This is a genomic window from Chryseobacterium camelliae, from assembly GCF_030818575.1.
Classification (GTDB): Bacteria; Bacteroidota; Bacteroidia; order Flavobacteriales; family Weeksellaceae; genus Chryseobacterium; species Chryseobacterium camelliae_A.
The window spans coordinates 233,898-253,366 of the sequence record NZ_JAUTAL010000001.1; the positions used below are offsets into that span (position 1 = coordinate 233,898).

Genomic DNA, 19,469 nt, shown 5'->3' on the forward strand with positions numbered 1-19,469 from the left:
TTTCTTCATCACAAATTAAATTATAACACGTCAAGTTTTGTCGCATTACCGTCATAGCTTTGCTTCAAATCAATACAATGTTATGGAAGTGCCGTTTTATCTGACGTATAAAGAATTTGAAAATACTTATTATGACAACCTTGAACGATGGTTTGAGCAGGAAGGAAATGCCAGCGAAACCGATTACCTGAAACATCTTGCAGATATGTATGCCCCTTATCTGTACTATAACTTTTCCCTTGAGCGGCTGCAGGCTGATGCTTCCGTGAAAATTAAGGACTGTTTCTTTCCGTATCATGAAAGGATCGGGATTTCTTTCTGTACGGGTTGCGATCATGGAAAAGCAAAGCATGCAGAAAAAATGAACCATGTATTTGAGTGGAAAACCATTACCATGATGGAATATGCGCAGCATATACTCGATAAGGTCAATGACTATATTTTTAGGAACAGAATAACACTGAATAATGGCCAGTGTATCCTCGATTATCTGAGCGAAAGGGAAGTGGTGACCTTCAGGAACGGCGCAGGATACTGCATAGATTTCAGTCAGCATTTGGCTGTATTGCCTTTTCTGAAAGCATATCTACCCTGTTCAGGAAAGACAGTGAATATGGCCGCATACAGAGATTTCCTATTTTCTGTGGTACAAATCGCTGAATATATTGACCGAAAACTGGAGGACGTCCATGCTTCTGAATATACGATCAGGAACAGGTTAAAATCGGATGCGAAATTCAGGGTACAGGTCAACCAGCATTTTCTCACCTTCTGCAATTGATGATTACCAGAGACACCAAACATTCATTCAACATATTTTAAGTTTTGATTACCATCAGAACCAACAACTCCCGGCCAATACTGACCGGGAGTTGAAAACACAAGATTAAAAAATTATTTAAAAGTCCATATACTTACAGAGCGTGGATTAACAGGAAAAACAGCTTTGCCGTTTTCATTGAGCACTATGGTTTCCGGTCTATATCCTAAAAAGTCATAGAGTGCAGAACCTGCCATTTCTTTTTCCATTTCTATTTCTTTGCAGCACTCTTCATTACTGGAAATAATAACGACACAACCGGAATGACGATCATCCCCCTTTCTTACCCACGCGATGCAGTTCGGACCGTCAAAGTAATTGATCTGTTCTCCGTAAGCAAATTTCTGCCTGGCTTCCAGCAGCATGGGAAGAATGGTTATTTTAGGGATGAGTACCCTTATCTCTTTATTATCTTGAATTTCAGGATATTCTGCCCCGAAAAGATCCGGATAAAAGATACAGGGATATCCATCTTTAGACATCAGGATCAGGGCGTACGCTAAAGGTTTGAACCAGTCTTTTACTGTCGATTCCAGGGCCTGGAACTTTTGTGTATCGTGGTTTTCTACAAATGTGACTGAAGTCTCAGGATTAATTTCTGTCAGGGTATTGTTAAAGATCTTTCTCAGATCATAATTTTTACCTTCCTTGGAGGCGGTAAAAAAATGATAGTGCAGGGGAACATCGAAGCACGAAATAATAGGGCCTATCTTTTCTGAAAATTCCGATATTTTCTCCACATCGTCTTTCCAGAACTCACCTATAATAAAGCAGTCCTTCACTTCAGTTTTAATGTAGTTGATCCAATCCTTTAAGAAATCGGAAGAAATATGCTTCAGTGCATCAAGCCGTAAGCCGTCGATATGGGTGGTTTCTATATACCATTTTATCCATTCCTTCGTTTCCCGTATTACTTCCGGATTCCGGTATTCTACATCAGCACCCATCAGATAATCATAATTGCCGAACTGATGGCTTGCAGAGGGGTTCCAGTCTTTAAAATCATTATGAATTTTGAAAATTCCTTCAAGCTTTTGTCCGTTTTTGATGAGGGTGTCTATCCCACTGAAGCATTGGTGATCCCAAATGAAACCCGAATACTTCCCCTGTCTGCCCGGGAATGTAAAACGTGTAGAAGCTTTTGCTCTAAATGGCTTACCGATGATTCGCGTACGGTCTTCTTCATTGACTTCATGAACGGTAATTTCTTCCGTCTCATCGGCGCCCATTCTGTGGTTCAGTACAATGTCCGCATAAACGGCAATTCCCATTTTGTGGGCTTTATTAATGGCTTTTAGGTAGTCCTCCTTACTTCCATATCTTGTAGCAATGGTGCCTTTCTGATTAAATTCTCCCAGATCATAAAGGTCATAGACATCATAGCCTCGGCTCTCTGTGCCCAGATTACATTTGATGGCAGGAGGAAGCCAGGCTGCGGTAATGCCAAGCTTTTTGAGGTATTCTGCTTTTTCTGAAAACTCATTCCATACGTTTCCCGGATGGTACCAGTGGAAAAACTGAATAATTACGCCATTCATAATTTAGTAAGTCAACGAATGTATTCCTGTATTGTTTGGTGGTTAATGTAAAATGAAGCAATAAATAAAACATGGAGTAATATTTAATCACATTAGATAGGATAATAATAAAATTATTTTCAGGACCGGTTGTGGAGAGATAAACAGGATGGCTTATCAATACTGTATAACTGACACGGATGAAATTTCATAGTTAATATTTTGTGATTGGTGTTTACCAAAAGTAACATTTATTAATTCTGAAATGTATGATTCAGATCATGGAAGGATGAAAATAACCTTTTTGGGGTAACAATTAGGAATGTAAAAGCACGGAATCAGGAAATTTTTTACTCCTGAATACTATATTTGATCCTGAGAATCAATCTCCTTAAGCTGTTTTAAGTTCTTATCAAGCTTTTTAACAATGATGCCGTATACCAGCCTGTAATATACCCAGACAATCAGTACACATAAAGCCGTACTTAAGATAAGTCCTATCAGAAGGCCTGTAAGAGTGGAGTTTTCCAGTTTGATATTCTGTGAATTTAAAATATAGAAGATAATAGCTGTAATGATGGACATGAACGAGATCATCAGCACAATATTTGTCAGGATAAAAGCATTAACAGTCTTTTTATACTGGATGATCCTGATGATCAGTTTTTTCAGGTTTTCTTCAATCCGGATCAGGCGGTAATTGATGTAGAACCTATATACAAAATATGCGGTGACAGCCAGACTGAGGCATTTTACCGTCATGTAAATAGTATTGAATGTTTCTTCAAGGCCGGAAGTTCTTTTAATCCCAAGTTTTTCAAGGGTATTAAGGAATCCGTCGGCTTCATTATTTTGAAAAATATAAAATAATCCCAGGATACTGAAAAATAAAAATTCTGCCACGCTGATCCAGAAAATATACTTCACATAATTACGTGATTTCCTGTTCAGCATCTGAAGAATCTCCTGACTGTCGTATTTTTTCTGAACCGGCTGATCTTGCCAGGTCTTTTTAAAACTGTCTAAGTCAAATTCAGGCATACTTTTCCATCTTTTCTTTAAGGGTTTTCTTTAATCTGTTCATTTTTACTCGTGCATTCACTTCCGTAATCCCAAGGTTTTCTGCAATATCTTTGTACGGCAGATCGTCCAGATACATCATAACGATAGCCCTCTCAACATTCGGAAGGGTTTTAATAACGGTATACAAAAGGGAGATCTGCTGCTGTTTATCATCGTCATCTTCTACAAAATCCCGGTGATTAATATCAAGCTCATTGGTAGGCAGGCTTTTTGTCTTTTTTCTGAAAAGGGTGATGGCTGTATTCAAGGCAACCCGGTACATCCAGGTGGAAATTTTTGAGTTTCCTTTGAATGAATCATAGCTTCTCCAGAGTTGCAGGACAATTTCCTGAAAAAGATCTTCCTCATCTTCAAGAGAATTAGTATACAGCCGTGAAACCTTGATAATCAATCCCTGATTATCCTTAATAAGCTGTGCAAACTCTTTTTCTTTTGAAGCCAAGGCTGGTGTAAATAAATGATGGTACGAAGATAATAATATTGCAGTAATTAATTAATTTGAAAAGATATTAATTTGAAAATTTGAAAATTTTCAGAAAAAGCTGGTATAAATATGTTTAATTCTCATTTTCAAATTAGCACATTGCTGAATTTTCAAATTATCCCGTATCTTTGCATTCACGAGAAAATCGGCCTGTTGATCCCTCTTGCAGGGGTAGGAAAGTCCGGACACCATAGAGCAGCAAAGCGGATAACATCCGTCACCCGTGAGGGTAGGACAAGTGCAACAGAAAGCAGGTACAGTTCGGCTGTAGTGAAACCAGGTAAACTCTTTGCGGTGCAATGGTAAGTATATCGGTTCTTTTCAGCAATGAAAATAGGAGTGGCTCGCTCTGAAAGCCGAGGGGTAATCAGCTCAAGTTTTGCAGTAATGTAAAACGCAGATAAATAACAGGCACTTCCCAGGAAGTACAGAATCCGGCTTACAGATTTTCTCGTGGTTTCTTTTTCGCAGGCCTACATTTTCCCCTTACCGCTTTTATTCAATGTATTTTACTCACTTTCAAGCTGTTTTTTGGCCTCTTTAAGCTCTGCAGATGCATCTTCGGAAAGTGTAGGATATTTCAGGTTCATCTTTTCCAGGGTTTCCGTAATGATCTGTACCGCAGCGAGCCGCGACAGCCACTTATTGTCAGCGGGGATCACATACCAGGGTGCGTAGTCTTTTGAGGTTTCATTGATGGCTGTTTCGTATGCTTCCATATACTGGCCGAATAAGGCACGCTCAGGGAGGTCTGCCGCAGAAAACTTCCAGTTTTTGTTCGGTTCATTGATCCTGTCCAGAAACCTTTTTTTCTGCTCTTTTTTAGAAACGTTCAGAAAGATCTTAATGATCCTCGTTCCGTTACTGGCAAGGTGCTTTTCAAAATTACGGATGCTTTCATACCGGTTGTTCCAGAATTTCTGGTCGAAATCTTTTACGGATTTCCAGGTTTTCTCGTTTAAATTATATTCAGGATGAACTTTGCATACCAGAACACTTTCGTAATGTGAGCGGTTAAAGATTCCGATCATCCCTTTTTCTGGCAGGGCTAGATAATGGCGCCACAGAAAATCATGCTGATACTCCTTGGGACTGGGTGTCTTAAAACTTGTCACATGGCATCCCTGTGGGTTTACGCCACCGAAAACATGTTCAATGAGACTGTCTTTACCCGCGGCATCCATGGCCTGTAAGATAACCAGCAGCGATTGGCTTCCGTCTGCATATAGCTCTTCCTGAAGTTTCCTTAATTTTTCCTTTTCTGCGGCAAGAAGCTGAACTCCTTGTTCTTTGGTCAGATCCCCTTTATATTCTGTAGATGTTTTACTGATTGAGAATTTGTCTTTTACCAGAAAATCATCTGAAAATTGTGTATCCATATGCCTTGATCTTTTATTTATTGTATGATTTGCTTTAAATCAGGTTCCTACATATCCGTCTCTAGACCTAAATATAATAAAAAAAACCGCCTTATTATAGGCGGTTTTTCTTTTTTCTTTGGTAAAGATTATTTTTTCGCAGCTACTTTAGCGGCCTTTTTTGCAGCTTTTTCTGCAGCTTTCTGATCTTTAGCGGCTTTTTTCTGCTCTTCAGGAGTCAGTGGCTTTGGTTCAGGAGCGTTGGCGTCTACTGTACCTTTGATGTAGATTACGCTTCTGCTGTTTGCCGGGTCATTAGAGAATACTTCAATCATTTTGTTGAATCCTCCGTTAATGGCGGTGTTGTAACCCACTTTTATTTTAGCAGATTTTCCTGGCATGATAGGATCTGTACTGAACTCAGGAGTTGTACATCCACAAGATGCCTTTACGTTGGAAAGCACTAATGGCTTATCGCCGGTATTCGTTACCGTGAAGTATCGTGTACCGTCAGAACTAGGCTTAATTGTACCGTAATCAAAAGTAGTTCTGTCGAAAGTGATGGTTTGCGCAGATGCAACAGCAAATGTTCCGAATAGTGCAATACCTGCAATTAATTTTTTCATATTCTTGAATGTTAAATATGTTTGTTAGATAAATTTTGAGAAACAAAGTTAAAAATTATTTTAATTCATACTCAAAATTTTTTTTCTTTAAACTATTTTTGCAGATTGTAATTAAAGAAACAGTATTTATGCAGATTTCAGAAAAGTATAATCCACAGGAAGCAGAACAGAAATGGTACAGTTACTGGCTGGAAAATAAATATTTCCATTCAGAACCCAACGATAAGCCGCCTTATACCGTGGTCATCCCTCCGCCTAACGTAACGGGGATCTTGCACATGGGGCATATGCTTAACAATACCATTCAGGATGTACTGGTCCGCAGGGCAAGAATGCAGGGCTTCAATGCCTGCTGGGTTCCCGGAACAGATCATGCCTCCATTGCTACTGAAGCCAAAGTGGTTGCCAAACTGAAATCGGAAGGGATCAGCAAGTCTGATATTACCCGCGAAGAGTTTTTAAAACATGCCTGGGAGTGGACCGATAAATACGGTGGTACTATCCTTGAGCAGCTGAAAAAACTGGGATGTTCGTGTGATTGGGACAGAACCCGTTTCACCATGGAGGAAAAGCTTTCTCAGCAGGTAATCAAATCTTTTGTAGATCTGTATAATAAAGGGTTGATCTACAGAGGTTACAGGATGGTCAACTGGGATCCTGAAGCCAAAACCAATATTTCTGATGAGGAAGTTATCTTTAAAGAACAAAACGGGAAACTTTATTTCCTGAAATATAAGATCATCGGTTCAGATGAATTTCTTACCGTTGCAACTACCCGTCCTGAAACTATTTTCGGGGATACTGCGGTATGTATCAATCCTAATGACGAGCGGTACGCCCACCTGAAAGGGAAAGAAGTTATTGTACCTATCGTTGACAGGGTGATTCCGATTATAGAAGATGAATATGTAGATATCGAATTCGGGACAGGGGTGTTGAAAATTACGCCTGCTCACGATACGAATGATTATGAAATCGGGCAGAAGCATGGCCTTCAAATGATCGATGCCCTGGATGATGATGGAAATCTGAATGATTACGGCTTACATTACGCCGGAAAAAACAGATTCGATGTAAGAAAACAGATTGCAAAGGAACTGGAAGAAAAGGACCTTCTGTTGAAGTCAGAAGATTATGTGAATAAAGTAGGGACTTCGGAAAGAACTGGCGCAGTGATTGAGCCTAAGGTATCCGTTCAGTGGTTCCTTAAAATGGCTGAAATTGCCAAACCTGCCCTGGATGTGGTGATGGACGATGAAGTAAAGCTTTATCCTGAAAAGTTTAAAAATACCTATAAACACTGGATGGAGAACATCCGCGACTGGAATATTTCCCGCCAGCTTTGGTGGGGACAGCAGATTCCTGCGTATTACTATGGTGACGGAGAACATGATTTCGTAGTTGCTGAAACTAAAGAGGAAGCTTTAATCCTGGCAAGAGAAAAGACAGGCAACCATAATCTTTCAGAAGATCAGCTGACACAGGATCAGGACGCTCTGGATACCTGGTTCTCATCATGGTTGTGGCCAATGTCTGTATTTGATGGTTTGCTTGATCCTGAAAATAAAGACATCAACTATTATTACCCGACTTCTGATCTGGTTACCGGACCGGACATCATTTTCTTCTGGGTAGCTAGGATGATCATGGCCGGACTGGAATACAGGAAGGAAGTTCCGTTTAAAAATGTGTATTTCACAGGAATCGTAAGGAGATAAGCAGAGAAGAAAGATGTCAAAATCTTTAGGAAATTCACCGGATCCTTTGGAATTGATGGACAAATACGGAGCAGATGGAGTTCGTGTAGGGATTTTACTAAGTTCTGCAGCTGGAAATGACCTTCTTTTTGATGAAGATCTGATGCTTCAGGGAAGAAATTTCATGACGAAGATCTGGAGTGCATTCCGTTTGATCAACATGTGGAATCATGAAGATAAACCAGCCAATATAGCAGAAAACCAGGCTATTGAGTGGTTTGGGAATAAACTGAACAAAACCATTGCTGAAATTGAAGACCAGTTTGAGAAATTCAGGATTTCTGACGCATTACATCTGGTATATAAACTGATTTGGGACGATTTCTGTGCATGGTACCTGGAAGCCATTAAACCGAATTACGGTGAAGGGATTTCAAGGGAAGTATATGATAAGACAATCGAGTTCTTTGAAGAGCTGATGAAGCTGCTGCATCCGTTTATGCCCTTTTTAACTGAAGAATTATGGCAAACCATTTCGGAAAGGAGTATTGATGAAGCCTTGGTTATTGCACAGCAGAAGAAGGCTGGCGCTTATGATGAAGAGATCATTAAAAACTTCGAAACCGCATCAGAATTAATTTCAGGGATAAGAAATTACCGTCAGACCAAAGGTATTTCACCAAGGGAAACTGTAGATGTCTATACAAATGCTTCAGAATTTGCGAACGAATCTGTTATAAAAAAATTAGCAAATGTTTCAGAAATTCATTTCGGAACAAAGACAGATAAGCCAAGCTTTACATTCCTGGTGGGAGCAACGGAAGTATCCATCCCTCTGAGCGAAAACCTGGACCTTGGGGAAGAGAAAAGCAAAACTGAAGAAGAACTGAAATACCTGAAAGGATTCCTGATCTCTGTTGATAAAAAGCTTTCTAATGAGAAGTTTGTTGCGAATGCAAAACCCGAAGTAGTGGAAACGGAACGCAAAAAACAGAAAGATGCACAGGATAAAATCGCTATTCTGGAAGAAAAGCTGAAAAGCCTTCGTAGTTAATATACATAACCGGGCAGCAGTAGTTATAGCTTGCGAAAGCTACTAAAGTATATCGCTGAACGTTTTAGAAAATTAATATAAGCAAAGAAGACAGTAGGGATGTCTTCTTTGCAGTTTTTTTAGCTGGCCTGAAAAATAATACAACTATTTATTACATAAAAAACTTTGATTTTATATGTAATAAATAATTTTTTGAAAAAAGAATAGCATTTAATACTGTTCAGCCTGATATTGGATAAGAATACTATATGAAACACATAGAAAACATAAAAAGATTATTTTCTAGAAACTTTGTTGAAAGCCCTTTGCTGGAGAGCTTTGAAGTAGGAAAAATTTATCTTCCCAGCGGAAAGCTGGTCTCCTGTGATCCTGTGATTACCAGCGATATGAAACCTTTTACCACAATATTTCCAAAAGGGGACTTTTCTGTCCTGCTGCATAAAGAGAAGGAAAGCAACTGTGTGGCATATGCCGAAATTGTTTTCAGTACAGAAGAGGTGAAAGAATGGAAAATGGCCACAACCGAAGGTCAGGATGTGGCAGATCTTTCCGGCGAAGAAGTATTCGGGTACCCTGTAGAAAGCGGCATGGGGTGTTTTATGGATGTTGATACACAGGATGAGCTCAATAAACTTGAACAAAGGCTTTATCGTAGCAAAGGCGTGGATTTTATGGGCATCTATGAAGAATTTTTTCATGAGTACTTCTTTGATGAAAATGGGGCGATAGACCAGTATGCTTTCCTGAAACCTTCTGAAGATCATCCGGGGACTGTTTTTGCATTTGAAACAGGCTACGGGGAAGGTTTTTATGCCAGTTATATTGGGTATGATGAGCAGGGCAGTCCGGCAAAGATTGTCACGGAATTCATTGAGATCAGCTAACTGAAAAACATTCTCGTAACAATAATATTTGTTATACATTTGTGTATAACCATAAACAGTGTAGAGCATAATGAAATTTTCTGCAGATCAGCCCAAAGTTATTGTGGTAGGAAGTTCTTCTATAGATCTTATATTAGAAACTGAAAAGATTCCGTCAGCTAACGAAACAGTGATGGCCCGAAGTTCAGAAAGCTATTTTGGGGGGAAAGGAGCTAACCAGGCCGTAGGAACAGCAAGATTGGGAGCAAGCGTATATTTTGTAGGTTGCGTAGGTATGGATCCCCTCGGGCAGCAGATCATGAGGAATCTTGTAAATGAAAATGTGAATGTAGGCTTTGTACATGAGACAGACCGTGATGCTACGGGTACAGCCTATGTAACTGTGGCGGACGGTGATGCGGTTATTGTAGTTGTCCCTGCTGCCAATCACTGCCTCAGTAATGCTCATGTGGAAGCGGCGGACAAATATTTTCAGACTTCAGACCTTGTACTTGTGCAGCTGGAGGTGTCGCTTTCAGTCATTGAATACACGATCAGAAAAGCTAAAAAATATGGGAATATGGTGGGCATGTATGCTTCGCCGGCAGTTCCTCTGAACAAAGAAATTCTGGATCAGATTGATTTTATCGTGGCAAAAAGCAGTGAACTGCATATTATTTTTGGAGAAGAGCAGAGAGAAGATATCCTCAAAAAATACTTCAATAAAGTATTTGTACGGGATGATACGAATTCTACAGTATATTTTGACGGGACAGAAATGAAATACTTCCGTCACGACGGCAATAAAGCCATTTATAAAATGGGGATGGGCGATGCTTTTACGTCGGGCTTTGCCATCGCGCTCTGTCACGGAAATCCTATTGAAGAATGCGTTAAATTCGGAAATGAAGTATCGGCAAGGGTTTCATGTAAAAAAGGATCCCAGAACGGATTGCCGAGGTTGTCAGATTTCAGGTGATCCATTATTTGCTGCATACAGAAAAAAGGCCTTGATGCAAAAAAAGAAATAGAAAATGTTCACTTTTACAGTGGACTTTTTTATTTGAACTATGGAAAAGCTGATTCTCAACACTAAAGGTGAAAATTCTATTGTCGCACATATTTTCGTGCCGGATCAGAGCAATGGAAGCATATTGCTGATCAATTCCGCTACCGGCGTAAAGCAGCAGGTCTATTTTTCTTTTGCACAGTACATTTCCGATCACGGGTTTACGGTCATTACTTATGACTATTCCGGAATCGGGCTTTCAAAGCCTGAAAATATTAAAAAATGCAGGTCATCCATGAGGACCTGGGGAACAGAAGATTATAAAGCCATCACAGATTATATAAAAATCTATTTTCCCGGATACCGGAAATATTTGCTGGGACATTCTGTTGGAGCTTTGATTATTGGAATGAATGAGGATTCTGCCATGTTTGAAGAATTTGTTTTTGTAGGGGCACAGAATGCGTTTGTCGGGCATTTAAACTGGAGGACAAAAGTAGAAGCGTATCTTGGATTTGGAATCGCACAGCCATTCTTTACTGCTTTGATGGGATATTTTCCGGCACAATGGTTCGGATTGGGAGAAAGTTTGCCGAAAAATTGCGCTTATGACTGGAGAATCTTAATTTTGAACCGGAAATCTACGAGTGCCCTGCTGAAAATGGTACATAATTATTCTGAAAGGCTTACTCAAAAAACATTTGTAATCCGCGCAGAAGATGACCACTGGCTCACGGATGAAGCTGTAAGCAGTTTGTTGCATGATACATACAGTAATCTACGGCCGGTCATCAGACTGATACGGACCTCCGAATCTGAAGCAGGAAAAATAGGGCACATCAATTTTTTCAGGAGCTATAACAGAAAGCTTTGGGCTATTATTTTAAATGAATGGATGCATGGAAAACAATCTGATTGAAAATACAGCAGAATTTGTAAAAGAACAACTTAAAGGGGCGGAAGCCGGGCACGACTGGTTTCATATTGAAAGGGTCTGGAAACTGGCCAGAAAAATTGCTCAGGATGAAAACTGCAACCATGAAGTGGTAGAACTGTCTGCATTATTACATGATATTGCAGACCCTAAGTTTCACAATGGCGATGAAAACCTTGCCTTACAGGTTTCCCGTACATTCCTTGAAAGCCAGGATGCCTCAGAAGACCTCATCCAACAGGTTTTGTTTGTCATTAAGAATATTTCTTTTAAAAACAGGAATGACGTACCGAAAGACCTTCCTTTAGAACTTAAGATTGTTCAGGATGCAGACCGTATTGATGCCATTGGAGCGATCGGGGTAGCCAGGACCTTTAATTTCGGAGGTTTTAAGAACAACCTCATGTATCATCCCGACCTGAAACCGAGACTGGATATGTCTAAGGAGGAGTATAAAAAATCCGATGGTACTACAATCAATCATTTTTATGAAAAACTCCTGCTTCTGAAAGATATGATGAATACTAGGAAAGGAAAAGAGATTGCGGAAGAGCGCCATAACTTCATGCTGAAATTCCTTGACCAGTTTTACAGGGAATGGAATGTAGATTAATCACCTGTTCAAATACTAATTCAGTATCTTTGTCCTATGATGTTGATCATTTTTACACTTTTCCTGGCACTGGTTATTTCTCTGTTTCTGTCGAAACTGAAAAGAGGGAAAGGTGCGGAATGGGCGAAACTGTTTCGTATCGTAACGGTTGTTTTAGCAGTTTCTGTTTTTACCTACTGGTTCATTAAAAAAAGTTCCGTAGGAATTGTACAGAATTCATTGGCGTTGCAGGTCATCAATAAGCTTCCCCAGACACTGGATTTCTATGTCATCAATATTAATGAAGCTGAAAACGCTGCTACCCGTGAAGTAAAACACATCGGAACCATCCGCCCGGAATACTACCGGATAGAATATCTCAGAATGGATAAATCTGATGAATACTGGATCGTAGGGTATTTGGGAAAAAAGAACCTTGTATATTTTTCTCAGCATTCCGTGCCCAATAAAAATATCGACCAGGTGATTGAAATCCATAATTACATTAACCAGAGCATGAAACTTTCAGATACTGCGAAAAAGCAGATTGAAGCCTACAATCATGAGAAAATGTAAAATATGGGATCTGGGTCACCCTTGACCTCTTATTGTTGTTCCTTAACCTTGTTTTGCTGCTGAGAAGGAAGTAAAATCCTCACGTTCGTTAAGGATAGTTAAGGATCAGCATTACTTTTTCTTTCTGCTCTTCCGGGCACAGTCTTACCAGTCTGTCTTTGTTCCTGGTGCTGATCTGTTCTTTTTTTATCCATTCCGTTGTTCCGTCTTCTTTCAGGCATGTGAGCCTGATTATCCCGTCTTCGTAGAACGTGTATTCATAACTGAAATCATTCTCAGAAATGATTATGCTGCAGATTTCATGATCTTCCATGTCATTTGATTTAATGCAATAATTCAAATTAAAAGTGAATTATTTATTCTGCTAAGTTAGTGAAAATAAACGAATAAAAGACCTGATGCAATGGTTGGCCATTGCATCGCTATGTAGGGATCTGACTCGGTTGTATTGACCGGAGTTCAGTACTCAATAAATGATAAGATGTGTCCTTATTCAGAATAGCGTACCCGTACTTTCAGCGGCCATTTGAGGAATATGAATGGAGGTTTTCCATGTATCATTCATCCTTTTAATGAAATGAGCGGATAAAAAATCAAAGCTGCCGATATCCTGATGAACGAAAAAACAAAGGTTGCGAAGTCCCTGCTGCTTCCAGTGAGCCAGATGGGCCAGCCAGGCATCCAGCCTTTTGTAATCATGCTGACTATCCGTAGCAACATACCGGATAAAAGCATTGGGAGTGGTCAGGCGCATATGGAGCATATCTCTTCTTCCCGGCGTATCTACAATGATATTGGTAATATTATGATCCTCGAATAGTTCACATGTCTTATTGAAAACCGCTTCGTCCGAAAACCATTCCGCATTTCTGAGCTCAATAGCTACCGGGATCTCTTCGGGCCAGTCTCTGACAAATTTCTCCAGCCTATTGTAATCTTTAGGCTGGAAGTTATCATGAAGCTGTAAGAAAACCATCCCCAGTTTCTCCTCGAAATGTGCAACGGCAGTAGCAAACTGTGTTACCGCATCCGTAACATCTATGAGCCGTCGGAAGTGTGAGATTGTATTCGTGATTTTTGGAAAGAATTTGAAGTGTTCCGGTGTCTTATCTTTCCATGTGAGGATCTGTTCCGGTGTAGGCATCCCGTAAAAAGTGGCATTAAGCTCAATAGAATTGAACTGAGTGGCATAATAACGAAGTTCATCCTTAGTTCCTTTTGGGTAAAATCCTTTCAGGTCGGTTCGGTTCCATTTGGCACAGCCTATAGAGATGTTTTCAAGACCATTTTCATTCCTGCGCAGCACTATTTCAGTAGCGGGATGGTCGGGAGGTAAAGTAAAATCAATATGGGAAGGATCTGCTACTTTTCCGAATTTCATAATCTGGGTGATTTTAAACCTAAAAATAGCGATTTTTTCGATGACTTGTGGTATGGGACAGTTATTCTTTAAGTTTTTTTTAAGGAAATATTAAAAATTATGTAACGTAATGTTAACTGTGTGTTACCACCAATCCTGTTTACTCCGTCTAATTTTGCCATACAATTTTGAACCTAAAAATAAGTTATGAAGAAAAGAATAATCTGTGCTGTTGCGCTGCTTTCTTTCAGTCTTGCCTTTTCCCAGGAAACCAGCTCTAAAATCTTCGGAAGATTAAGAGGGACCGCTTCGGAAATGACGGTAAAAGTAGTGCACATACCTACGAACAGTACTTTTGAAACCAAAAGTAACAGCAAAGGACAGTTCAGCCTTGATAACCTGCAGCCCGGAGGACCATATAAGATTGAGATCTCCGACGGTTCACAGGTTATTTATTCAAACAGCAACGTACAGCTTTCATTAGGAAATAATGATCTGCCGGTTGTAGAAGTTAACAACAAAGAAAAAATGATCGATGAGGTAAAACTTACCTCTAAGAAAAGTATTGCCAAATATGGTGTAGGCATCAGCCAGGCACAGATTTCAGGACTTCCTAATATTAACAGGGGGATTCAGGATGTAACTAAGCTTGTTCCGCAGAGTGCCAACAATTCATTCAACGGAACCAATTTCCGTTATAATAACGTAACCATTGACGGTTCAATCAATAATGATGCGATTGGATTCAGCCCATCATTAGGAGGTCAAACGGGAACTTCAGGAATGCCTGGAAGCAGTACCCGCTCCAATTCCATAAGTCTGGATGCGATCCAGGATGTTCAGGTCTATATCGCGCCGTATGATGTAAAATTAGGAAACTTTCTTGGCGGAAGTATTAATGCCGTAACGAGAAGCGGAAGCAACAATGTTGAAGGATCGTTGTATGCTTACGGAAGAAATGCAGCTATAACCGGAAGAAACAGGGTTGGTGACAATTCAAAAATGCCGAATTCATTTGAAGATTTTATTTATGGAGGAAGGGTAGGCCTGCCGGTAATAAAAGATAAGCTTTTCCTGTTCACCAATATGGAATATACGAAAAGGACAGATCCTGTTTTCTATAATGCAAACGACCCTAATGCATTGGTGAATGATGCTGTAGCCAGTCAGATTTCCAACTTCGTACGCAGCAAATACAACTTTGACCCGGGAACATATGATGCCTATTCCAATTTTTCAGAAAGCTCTAAACTTTTCAATAAACTGGACTGGAAGATCAATGACAAGCATACTTTATCCATTAAGAACAATACCGTATTCTCCCAGGCTTCCAATCTTGAACGTGACGGAGCTAATTTCAGGTTTTCAAGTATGGATTTTGTTCAGAAAAATATGGCTTCCTCCACAACGCTTGAGCTGAAAAGCCGTTTCAACGATAAATGGAACAATAATCTGGTACTGGGCTATTCCTCGATCCACGACTACAGGGATCCTACTTCCTCCAATGCGATGTTCCCGCAAGTGGAAATCGCCTATAACGGAGGGACAATCTTATTGGGTAATGATCGGGAAGCAACGGTATTCAATATGAAGCAGAAGACTTTCGAAATTACCGATAACCTTACTTACAAAGCAGGACATCATACATTCCTTGTAGGAACACACAATGAGTTATACAATATAGATTATGGTTTTGTTAACGCACTGAACGGGAGAATTTCCTATAAGAGCCTGAATGATTTCTTCAACTCCAATCCTGCAAGGATCAGAGGAACCTATTCTCTGAACGGAGAAGACCGGAATGCCCTCTTTAACAATCCTTATGCACATTATCAGGTTAACCTCCTGTCGCTTTACTTTCAGGATGAGATCAATTGGGGAAGGGTGAGATTGACGCCCGGGGTAAGAGTAGATTATACTGACCTTCCAAACAAACCTGTATTAAGTAGCTTGGTAAATAATTCGCCACAGGATCCTAATTACGGGACAACTTATACTTATACGCCATTAAGTCAGCTTACCAACAATTATCTGAACAAGCCTACCTTATCACCAAGATTAGGATTTACCTATGACCTTACCGAAGACCGGTCTGTGGTACTGAGAGGAGGTTCAGGAATCTTCGTAGGCAGAATCCCATTTGCATGGCTCGGATATGCTTATTATAACGATGGAGTAGGATTCGGAAGTTATGATTATAATTCCCCGACAGCCGCTCAGCTGGCTGCAAATGGCGATCCTCTCGTAAGTGCTAATTTCCCTAAATGGCAGAATTCTTCCAAAGTTCAGGTAGACCTTATTGATAATAATTTCAAAATGCCAAAAGTATGGCGAAGCTCTCTGGGAGTGGATTATACGGTTTCCGGATATAAACTTACTTTGGAAGGAATCTATACAAAAGTATTGTATGACCTTAAATTCCAGCAGGTGAACAAAAGAGACGTTGTATCGTATTACAGCTATGATACCAACCATGAGATGCCTATTTACAGCTCAAATATCAACAGCAATTTCTCCAATGCTTACATGTTGTCCAATACCAAAGAAGGATACCGGTATAACCTGACGGCACAGTTATCAAAATCATATAATTTCGGATTTAATTTCTTCGTCGCCTACACTTATGGTGATGCCAAAGATATTACCAACGGAATCCGGAATTCCATGGAAAGTAACTGGCAGATGAACCAGTCGTTGACGCCTAATGATCCTAAATTGGCTACCTCTAACTTTGCCATTAAAAACAGGGTAGTAGCGAATCTTGGATACGGACTCAATCTTTCCGAATCCAACAGGCTTTCTGCCAATGTATATTTCAATGCCCAGTCCGGAAACCCTTTTTCCTGGGGATTTGTGAACAGTACGATTGCCAATTCGGGACAGGCAGCCGGTCTGGCTTATATTTTCAAGGATGCGGCTGAAGCGGCTAAATATATTGCTCCTATCAAAGATGCCTCAGGAAACATTCTTGTGACTACAGCACAGCAGGTTGCTGATTATGAAAACTTCATAAATGGTAATGAATACCTGAGCAGCAGAAGAGGGAAGTTCACGGAACGAAACGGGGATTTCACTCCGTGGAATATTCAGGCAGATTTCAGGATTATGGATGAGATCAGGCTGAGCCAAAAGAACAAAAGTAATTTGCAGATTTCCCTTAGTATCATCAACCTGACTAATCTGTTGAATAAAGATTGGGGGAAAGTATATTTTGTACCGAATACATTTAACTCAACAGCGAGTGTAGGATTAACCAAAGTAGGTAATGTTGCTACGGGACAGCCGGGTGCCGGAGATCCAACCTATAACTTTAAAACACCTAACCTGCCTTACACGATCGATCAGTTCGCTTCGAGGTTCCAGGCACAGCTTGGGGTAAGATATAATTTTTAATCATTTTTATTTACTTAAATTTTTTCACGAGGTTGCCATTTTCTTTGGCAGCCTTTTTATTTGAATTTAAATTAACCTTACGCAAAACCCCTGATCAGAATGCATGTTCATAAATGAGTGTATACTGATATTTATTGAAGTTATCAACCTTCGCAGGTTTAACTCCTTGAATATAAATAAAAAAACCAGGATTCTAGATCCTGGTTTTCGATATAATCAATAATTATACATTTTATTAGGCTTCGCAGCTGGAACAGCTGACAAAATTAACCATCAGTTCCTTGGATACGGAAGAGCTTCTTTGATAATACAGGGTTTTTACCCCTTTTTTCCACGCCTCAATATACAGGTAATTAACATCTTTCACCGGCATGGTTGAAGGAATCTGAAGGTTAAGGGATTGCGCCTGGTCAATATACTGCTGTCTCTGTGCAGCCTGAGAAATGATCTCCATAGGAGAAATTTCCTTGAATGTCTTGAAAACGGCTTTTTCTTCTTCAGAAAGTTCTTTCAGGTGCTGTACGGAACCATGGTTAAGCATTATAGTCCTCCAGGTCTCCTCATTATCCAGTCCTTTTTGCTCCAGCAATTTTGCCAGGTATTTATTCTTACGCATAAAGTTTCCTTTAGCAAGACCGGCTTTATAATAATTGGAAGCAAAAGGCTCGATTCCAGGAGAAGTCTGTCCTAAGATAGCCGAGCTTGAAGTGGTAGGAGCAATGGCCATGGTAGTGGTATTTCTCAAGCCGTATCCTTTCAGCAATTCAGGTTCACCGTAAATATTCGCCAGTTCTCTTGAAGCCTGTTCTGCCTGTTCTTTAATATGCCTGAATGCTCTGGCATTGAACTGTGTTGCCTCAAAACTTTCAAAAGGAATCATGTTTTTCTGAAGGTAAGAGTGGTACCCCAATGCGCCAAGACCCAGCGCACGGTGGCGCAGCGCAAAGTTTCTGGCACCCTGAAGGTAATAATTGCCTTCTGTTTTATCTATGAACTCGGATAAAACGGCATCAAGGAAATAGATTGCAAGTTTTACTGCATCGGTATCTTTCCATTCATCATACAATTCTAAATTCATGGAAGATAAGCAGCAGATGAATGATTCTTCCCTTGTGGATGGCAGCATGATCTCTGAACACAGGTTACTGGCGTTTACCGGTAAGCCTAAATCTTTGTATACCTGAGGTTTGTTTCTGTTAACGTTGTCGGTAAAGAAAATATACGGAAGACCCTTTTGCTGACGGCTTTCTAAAACCCTTGCCCATACCTTACGTTTTTCCATATCCCCGTCTATCATATCCTGCATCCAGTAATCCGGAACACAGATACCGGTAAATAGGTTCTGGATCGGGCTTCCGATATCTTTAATGGAAAGGAATTCTTCGATATCCCCATGGTCGATGTCAAGGTAAGCGGCAAATGCCCCTCTTCTTACCCCTCCCTGAGATACTACGTCCATTGCGGTATCGAACAGTTTCATAAAGGAAACGGCTCCTGAAGATTTTCCATTATCCGTTACGGCTGTACCCCGGTTACGTAATTCTCCGAAATATCCTGAAGTTCCACCTCCGATTTTAGTCTGCATGATAACCTCACCCATCTTATGGGTAATGCCTTCAATGCTGTCCGGGATATGAACATTGAAACACGAAATAGGCAGCCCTCTCTGGGTTCCCATATTCGCCCATACCGGAGATGAGAAACTGATCCATCCTTTAGTGATCATTTCCTTGAACGCCGGCTGGAGTTCCGGTTTGTATAATCTTTTGGCTGCGGCAGTGGTAATTCTGTCGATAGCACCTTCCACTGTTTCACCTTTCAGGAGGTAGCCTCTGTTGAGCATTTGCTCAGACTCTTCATTAAGCCACCATATATGTGTGTTCTGTTCTTCCATAGCTGTTATATTTTCCAATTCCCGAATATGTTTAATACTCAGGAATTGTTATTATGTATATTATAGTAATTTCGAATTTCTTTTTCAGAATGCCCCATTAGACCTCCGTAAACTGAATCCTCAGATAATTTGTTGTCGGCCACGTAAAAAATAATACATGAAACCGAAAGCTGATTTTTCAGGCTGCTTTGACGCTCGCTTCGCTCGCG

Annotated in this window: 15 protein-coding genes, 1 other RNA gene and 1 pseudogene; 9 read left to right on the plus strand and 8 right to left on the minus strand. The window is 40.2% G+C overall.

The window, feature by feature from the left end:
* Positions 1-82: 82 nt before the first annotated feature.
* Positions 83-781, plus strand: coding sequence for a hypothetical protein (locus tag QE404_RS01145; RefSeq protein ID WP_307445525.1), 699 nt, complete (start codon positions 83-85; stop codon positions 779-781).
* A 113-nt stretch (positions 782-894) separates the two neighbouring features.
* On the opposite strand, the gene QE404_RS01150 is transcribed toward QE404_RS01145, so the two are convergent.
* The 3 genes from QE404_RS01150 to QE404_RS01160 form a co-directional block, all read right to left on the minus strand.
* Positions 895-2,358: an alpha-amylase gene (locus QE404_RS01150; RefSeq protein ID WP_307445528.1), complete on the minus strand. Its 1,464-nt coding sequence runs from the start codon at positions 2,356-2,358 to the stop codon at positions 895-897.
* Between the two features lie 342 nt (positions 2,359-2,700).
* Positions 2,701-3,378 carry a beta-carotene 15,15'-monooxygenase gene (locus QE404_RS01155; RefSeq protein ID WP_307445530.1) on the minus strand — a complete coding sequence of 226 codons (678 nt, stop codon included), beginning with the start codon at positions 3,376-3,378 and terminating at the stop codon, positions 2,701-2,703.
* Positions 3,371-3,862 carry an RNA polymerase sigma factor gene (locus QE404_RS01160; RefSeq protein ID WP_100076810.1) on the minus strand — a complete coding sequence of 164 codons (492 nt, stop codon included), beginning with the start codon at positions 3,860-3,862 and terminating at the stop codon, positions 3,371-3,373. Before QE404_RS01160 ends, QE404_RS01155 begins: the two co-directional genes overlap by 8 nt.
* Positions 3,863-4,041: 179 nt before the next feature.
* Here QE404_RS01160 and rnpB point away from each other — a divergent pair.
* Positions 4,042-4,362, plus strand: an RNA gene (gene rnpB / locus QE404_RS01165) — RNase P RNA component class A.
* Between the two features lie 51 nt (positions 4,363-4,413).
* Here rnpB and QE404_RS01170 read toward each other — a convergent pair.
* On the minus strand, positions 4,414-5,283 hold the full coding sequence (locus QE404_RS01170; RefSeq protein ID WP_307445533.1) for a polyphosphate kinase 2 family protein: 870 nt from the start codon (positions 5,281-5,283) through the stop codon (positions 4,414-4,416).
* 128 nt (positions 5,284-5,411) lie between these two features.
* Entirely contained in the window at positions 5,412-5,888 is a 477-nt protein-coding gene (locus QE404_RS01175; RefSeq protein ID WP_307445535.1) for a DUF1573 domain-containing protein, read from the minus strand.
* A gap of 128 nt (positions 5,889-6,016) precedes the next feature.
* Between QE404_RS01175 and QE404_RS01180 the strand changes: the two are divergent.
* The 6 genes and pseudogenes from QE404_RS01180 (at position 6,017) to QE404_RS01205 (ending at position 12,613) form a co-directional block, all read left to right on the plus strand.
* A pseudogene (locus QE404_RS01180) lies at positions 6,017-8,639 on the plus strand (valine--tRNA ligase).
* Positions 8,640-8,887: 248 nt separating this feature from the next.
* Positions 8,888-9,523, plus strand: coding sequence for a DUF4241 domain-containing protein (locus tag QE404_RS01185; RefSeq protein WP_307445541.1), 636 nt, complete (start codon positions 8,888-8,890; stop codon positions 9,521-9,523).
* Positions 9,524-9,593: 70 nt separating this feature from the next.
* Positions 9,594-10,481: a ribokinase gene (locus QE404_RS01190; RefSeq protein ID WP_307445543.1), complete on the plus strand. Its 888-nt coding sequence runs from the start codon at positions 9,594-9,596 to the stop codon at positions 10,479-10,481.
* A 91-nt stretch (positions 10,482-10,572) separates the two neighbouring features.
* Positions 10,573-11,430, plus strand: coding sequence for an alpha/beta hydrolase family protein (locus QE404_RS01195; protein WP_307445546.1), 858 nt, complete (start codon positions 10,573-10,575; stop codon positions 11,428-11,430).
* Positions 11,411-12,058 carry an HD domain-containing protein gene (locus QE404_RS01200; protein WP_307445549.1) on the plus strand — a complete coding sequence of 216 codons (648 nt, stop codon included), beginning with the start codon at positions 11,411-11,413 and terminating at the stop codon, positions 12,056-12,058. Before QE404_RS01195 ends, QE404_RS01200 begins: the two co-directional genes overlap by 20 nt.
* Positions 12,059-12,094: 36 nt before the next feature.
* Complete coding sequence (locus QE404_RS01205; RefSeq protein WP_307453653.1) at positions 12,095-12,613, plus strand: hypothetical protein; 519 nt, start codon at positions 12,095-12,097, stop codon at positions 12,611-12,613.
* Positions 12,614-12,701: 88 nt separating this feature from the next.
* On the opposite strand, the gene QE404_RS01210 is transcribed toward QE404_RS01205, so the two are convergent.
* Positions 12,702-12,926, minus strand: coding sequence for a hypothetical protein (locus tag QE404_RS01210; protein ID WP_307445553.1), 225 nt, complete (start codon positions 12,924-12,926; stop codon positions 12,702-12,704).
* A gap of 180 nt (positions 12,927-13,106) precedes the next feature.
* The gene (locus tag QE404_RS01215) at positions 13,107-13,994 is read right to left on the minus strand and encodes a DUF72 domain-containing protein (protein WP_307445555.1); all 888 of its coding nucleotides are present in this window, start codon (positions 13,992-13,994) and stop codon (positions 13,107-13,109) included.
* 186 nt (positions 13,995-14,180) lie between these two features.
* Between QE404_RS01215 and QE404_RS01220 the strand changes: the two genes are divergently transcribed.
* Positions 14,181-17,366 (plus strand): TonB-dependent receptor, encoded by a 3,186-nt coding sequence (locus QE404_RS01220; protein ID WP_307445557.1) that lies wholly within the window; start codon positions 14,181-14,183, stop codon positions 17,364-17,366.
* Between the two features lie 235 nt (positions 17,367-17,601).
* Here the strand turns inward: QE404_RS01220 and QE404_RS01225 are convergent, their stop codons facing one another.
* A complete protein-coding gene (locus QE404_RS01225) occupies positions 17,602-19,269 on the minus strand; it encodes a ribonucleoside-diphosphate reductase subunit alpha (protein ID WP_307453308.1) in 1,668 nt (555 codons plus the stop codon).
* Between the last annotated feature and the right edge of the window lie 200 nt (positions 19,270-19,469).

Bases quoted from the DNA above. Each gene is read 5' to 3' on its own strand.
- QE404_RS01145 (WP_307445525.1), top strand. From the start codon at position 83: ATGGAAGTGCCGTTTTATCTGACGTATAAAGAATTTGAAAATACTTAT.
- QE404_RS01150 (WP_307445528.1), bottom strand. From the start codon at position 2,358: ATGAATGGCGTAATTATTCAGTTTTTCCACTGGTACCATCCGGGAAAC.
- QE404_RS01155 (WP_307445530.1), bottom strand. From the start codon at position 3,378: ATGCCTGAATTTGACTTAGACAGTTTTAAAAAGACCTGGCAAGATCAG.
- QE404_RS01170 (WP_307445533.1), bottom strand. From the start codon at position 5,283: ATGGATACACAATTTTCAGATGATTTTCTGGTAAAAGACAAATTCTCA.
- QE404_RS01175 (WP_307445535.1), bottom strand. From the start codon at position 5,888: ATGAAAAAATTAATTGCAGGTATTGCACTATTCGGAACATTTGCTGTT.
- QE404_RS01185 (WP_307445541.1), top strand. From the start codon at position 8,888: ATGAAACACATAGAAAACATAAAAAGATTATTTTCTAGAAACTTTGTT.
- QE404_RS01190 (WP_307445543.1), top strand. From the start codon at position 9,594: ATGAAATTTTCTGCAGATCAGCCCAAAGTTATTGTGGTAGGAAGTTCT.
- QE404_RS01195 (WP_307445546.1), top strand. From the start codon at position 10,573: ATGGAAAAGCTGATTCTCAACACTAAAGGTGAAAATTCTATTGTCGCA.
- QE404_RS01200 (WP_307445549.1), top strand. From the start codon at position 11,411: ATGGAAAACAATCTGATTGAAAATACAGCAGAATTTGTAAAAGAACAA.
- QE404_RS01205 (WP_307453653.1), top strand. From the start codon at position 12,095: ATGATGTTGATCATTTTTACACTTTTCCTGGCACTGGTTATTTCTCTG.
- QE404_RS01210 (WP_307445553.1), bottom strand. From the start codon at position 12,926: ATGGAAGATCATGAAATCTGCAGCATAATCATTTCTGAGAATGATTTC.
- QE404_RS01215 (WP_307445555.1), bottom strand. From the start codon at position 13,994: ATGAAATTCGGAAAAGTAGCAGATCCTTCCCATATTGATTTTACTTTA.
- QE404_RS01220 (WP_307445557.1), top strand. From the start codon at position 14,181: ATGAAGAAAAGAATAATCTGTGCTGTTGCGCTGCTTTCTTTCAGTCTT.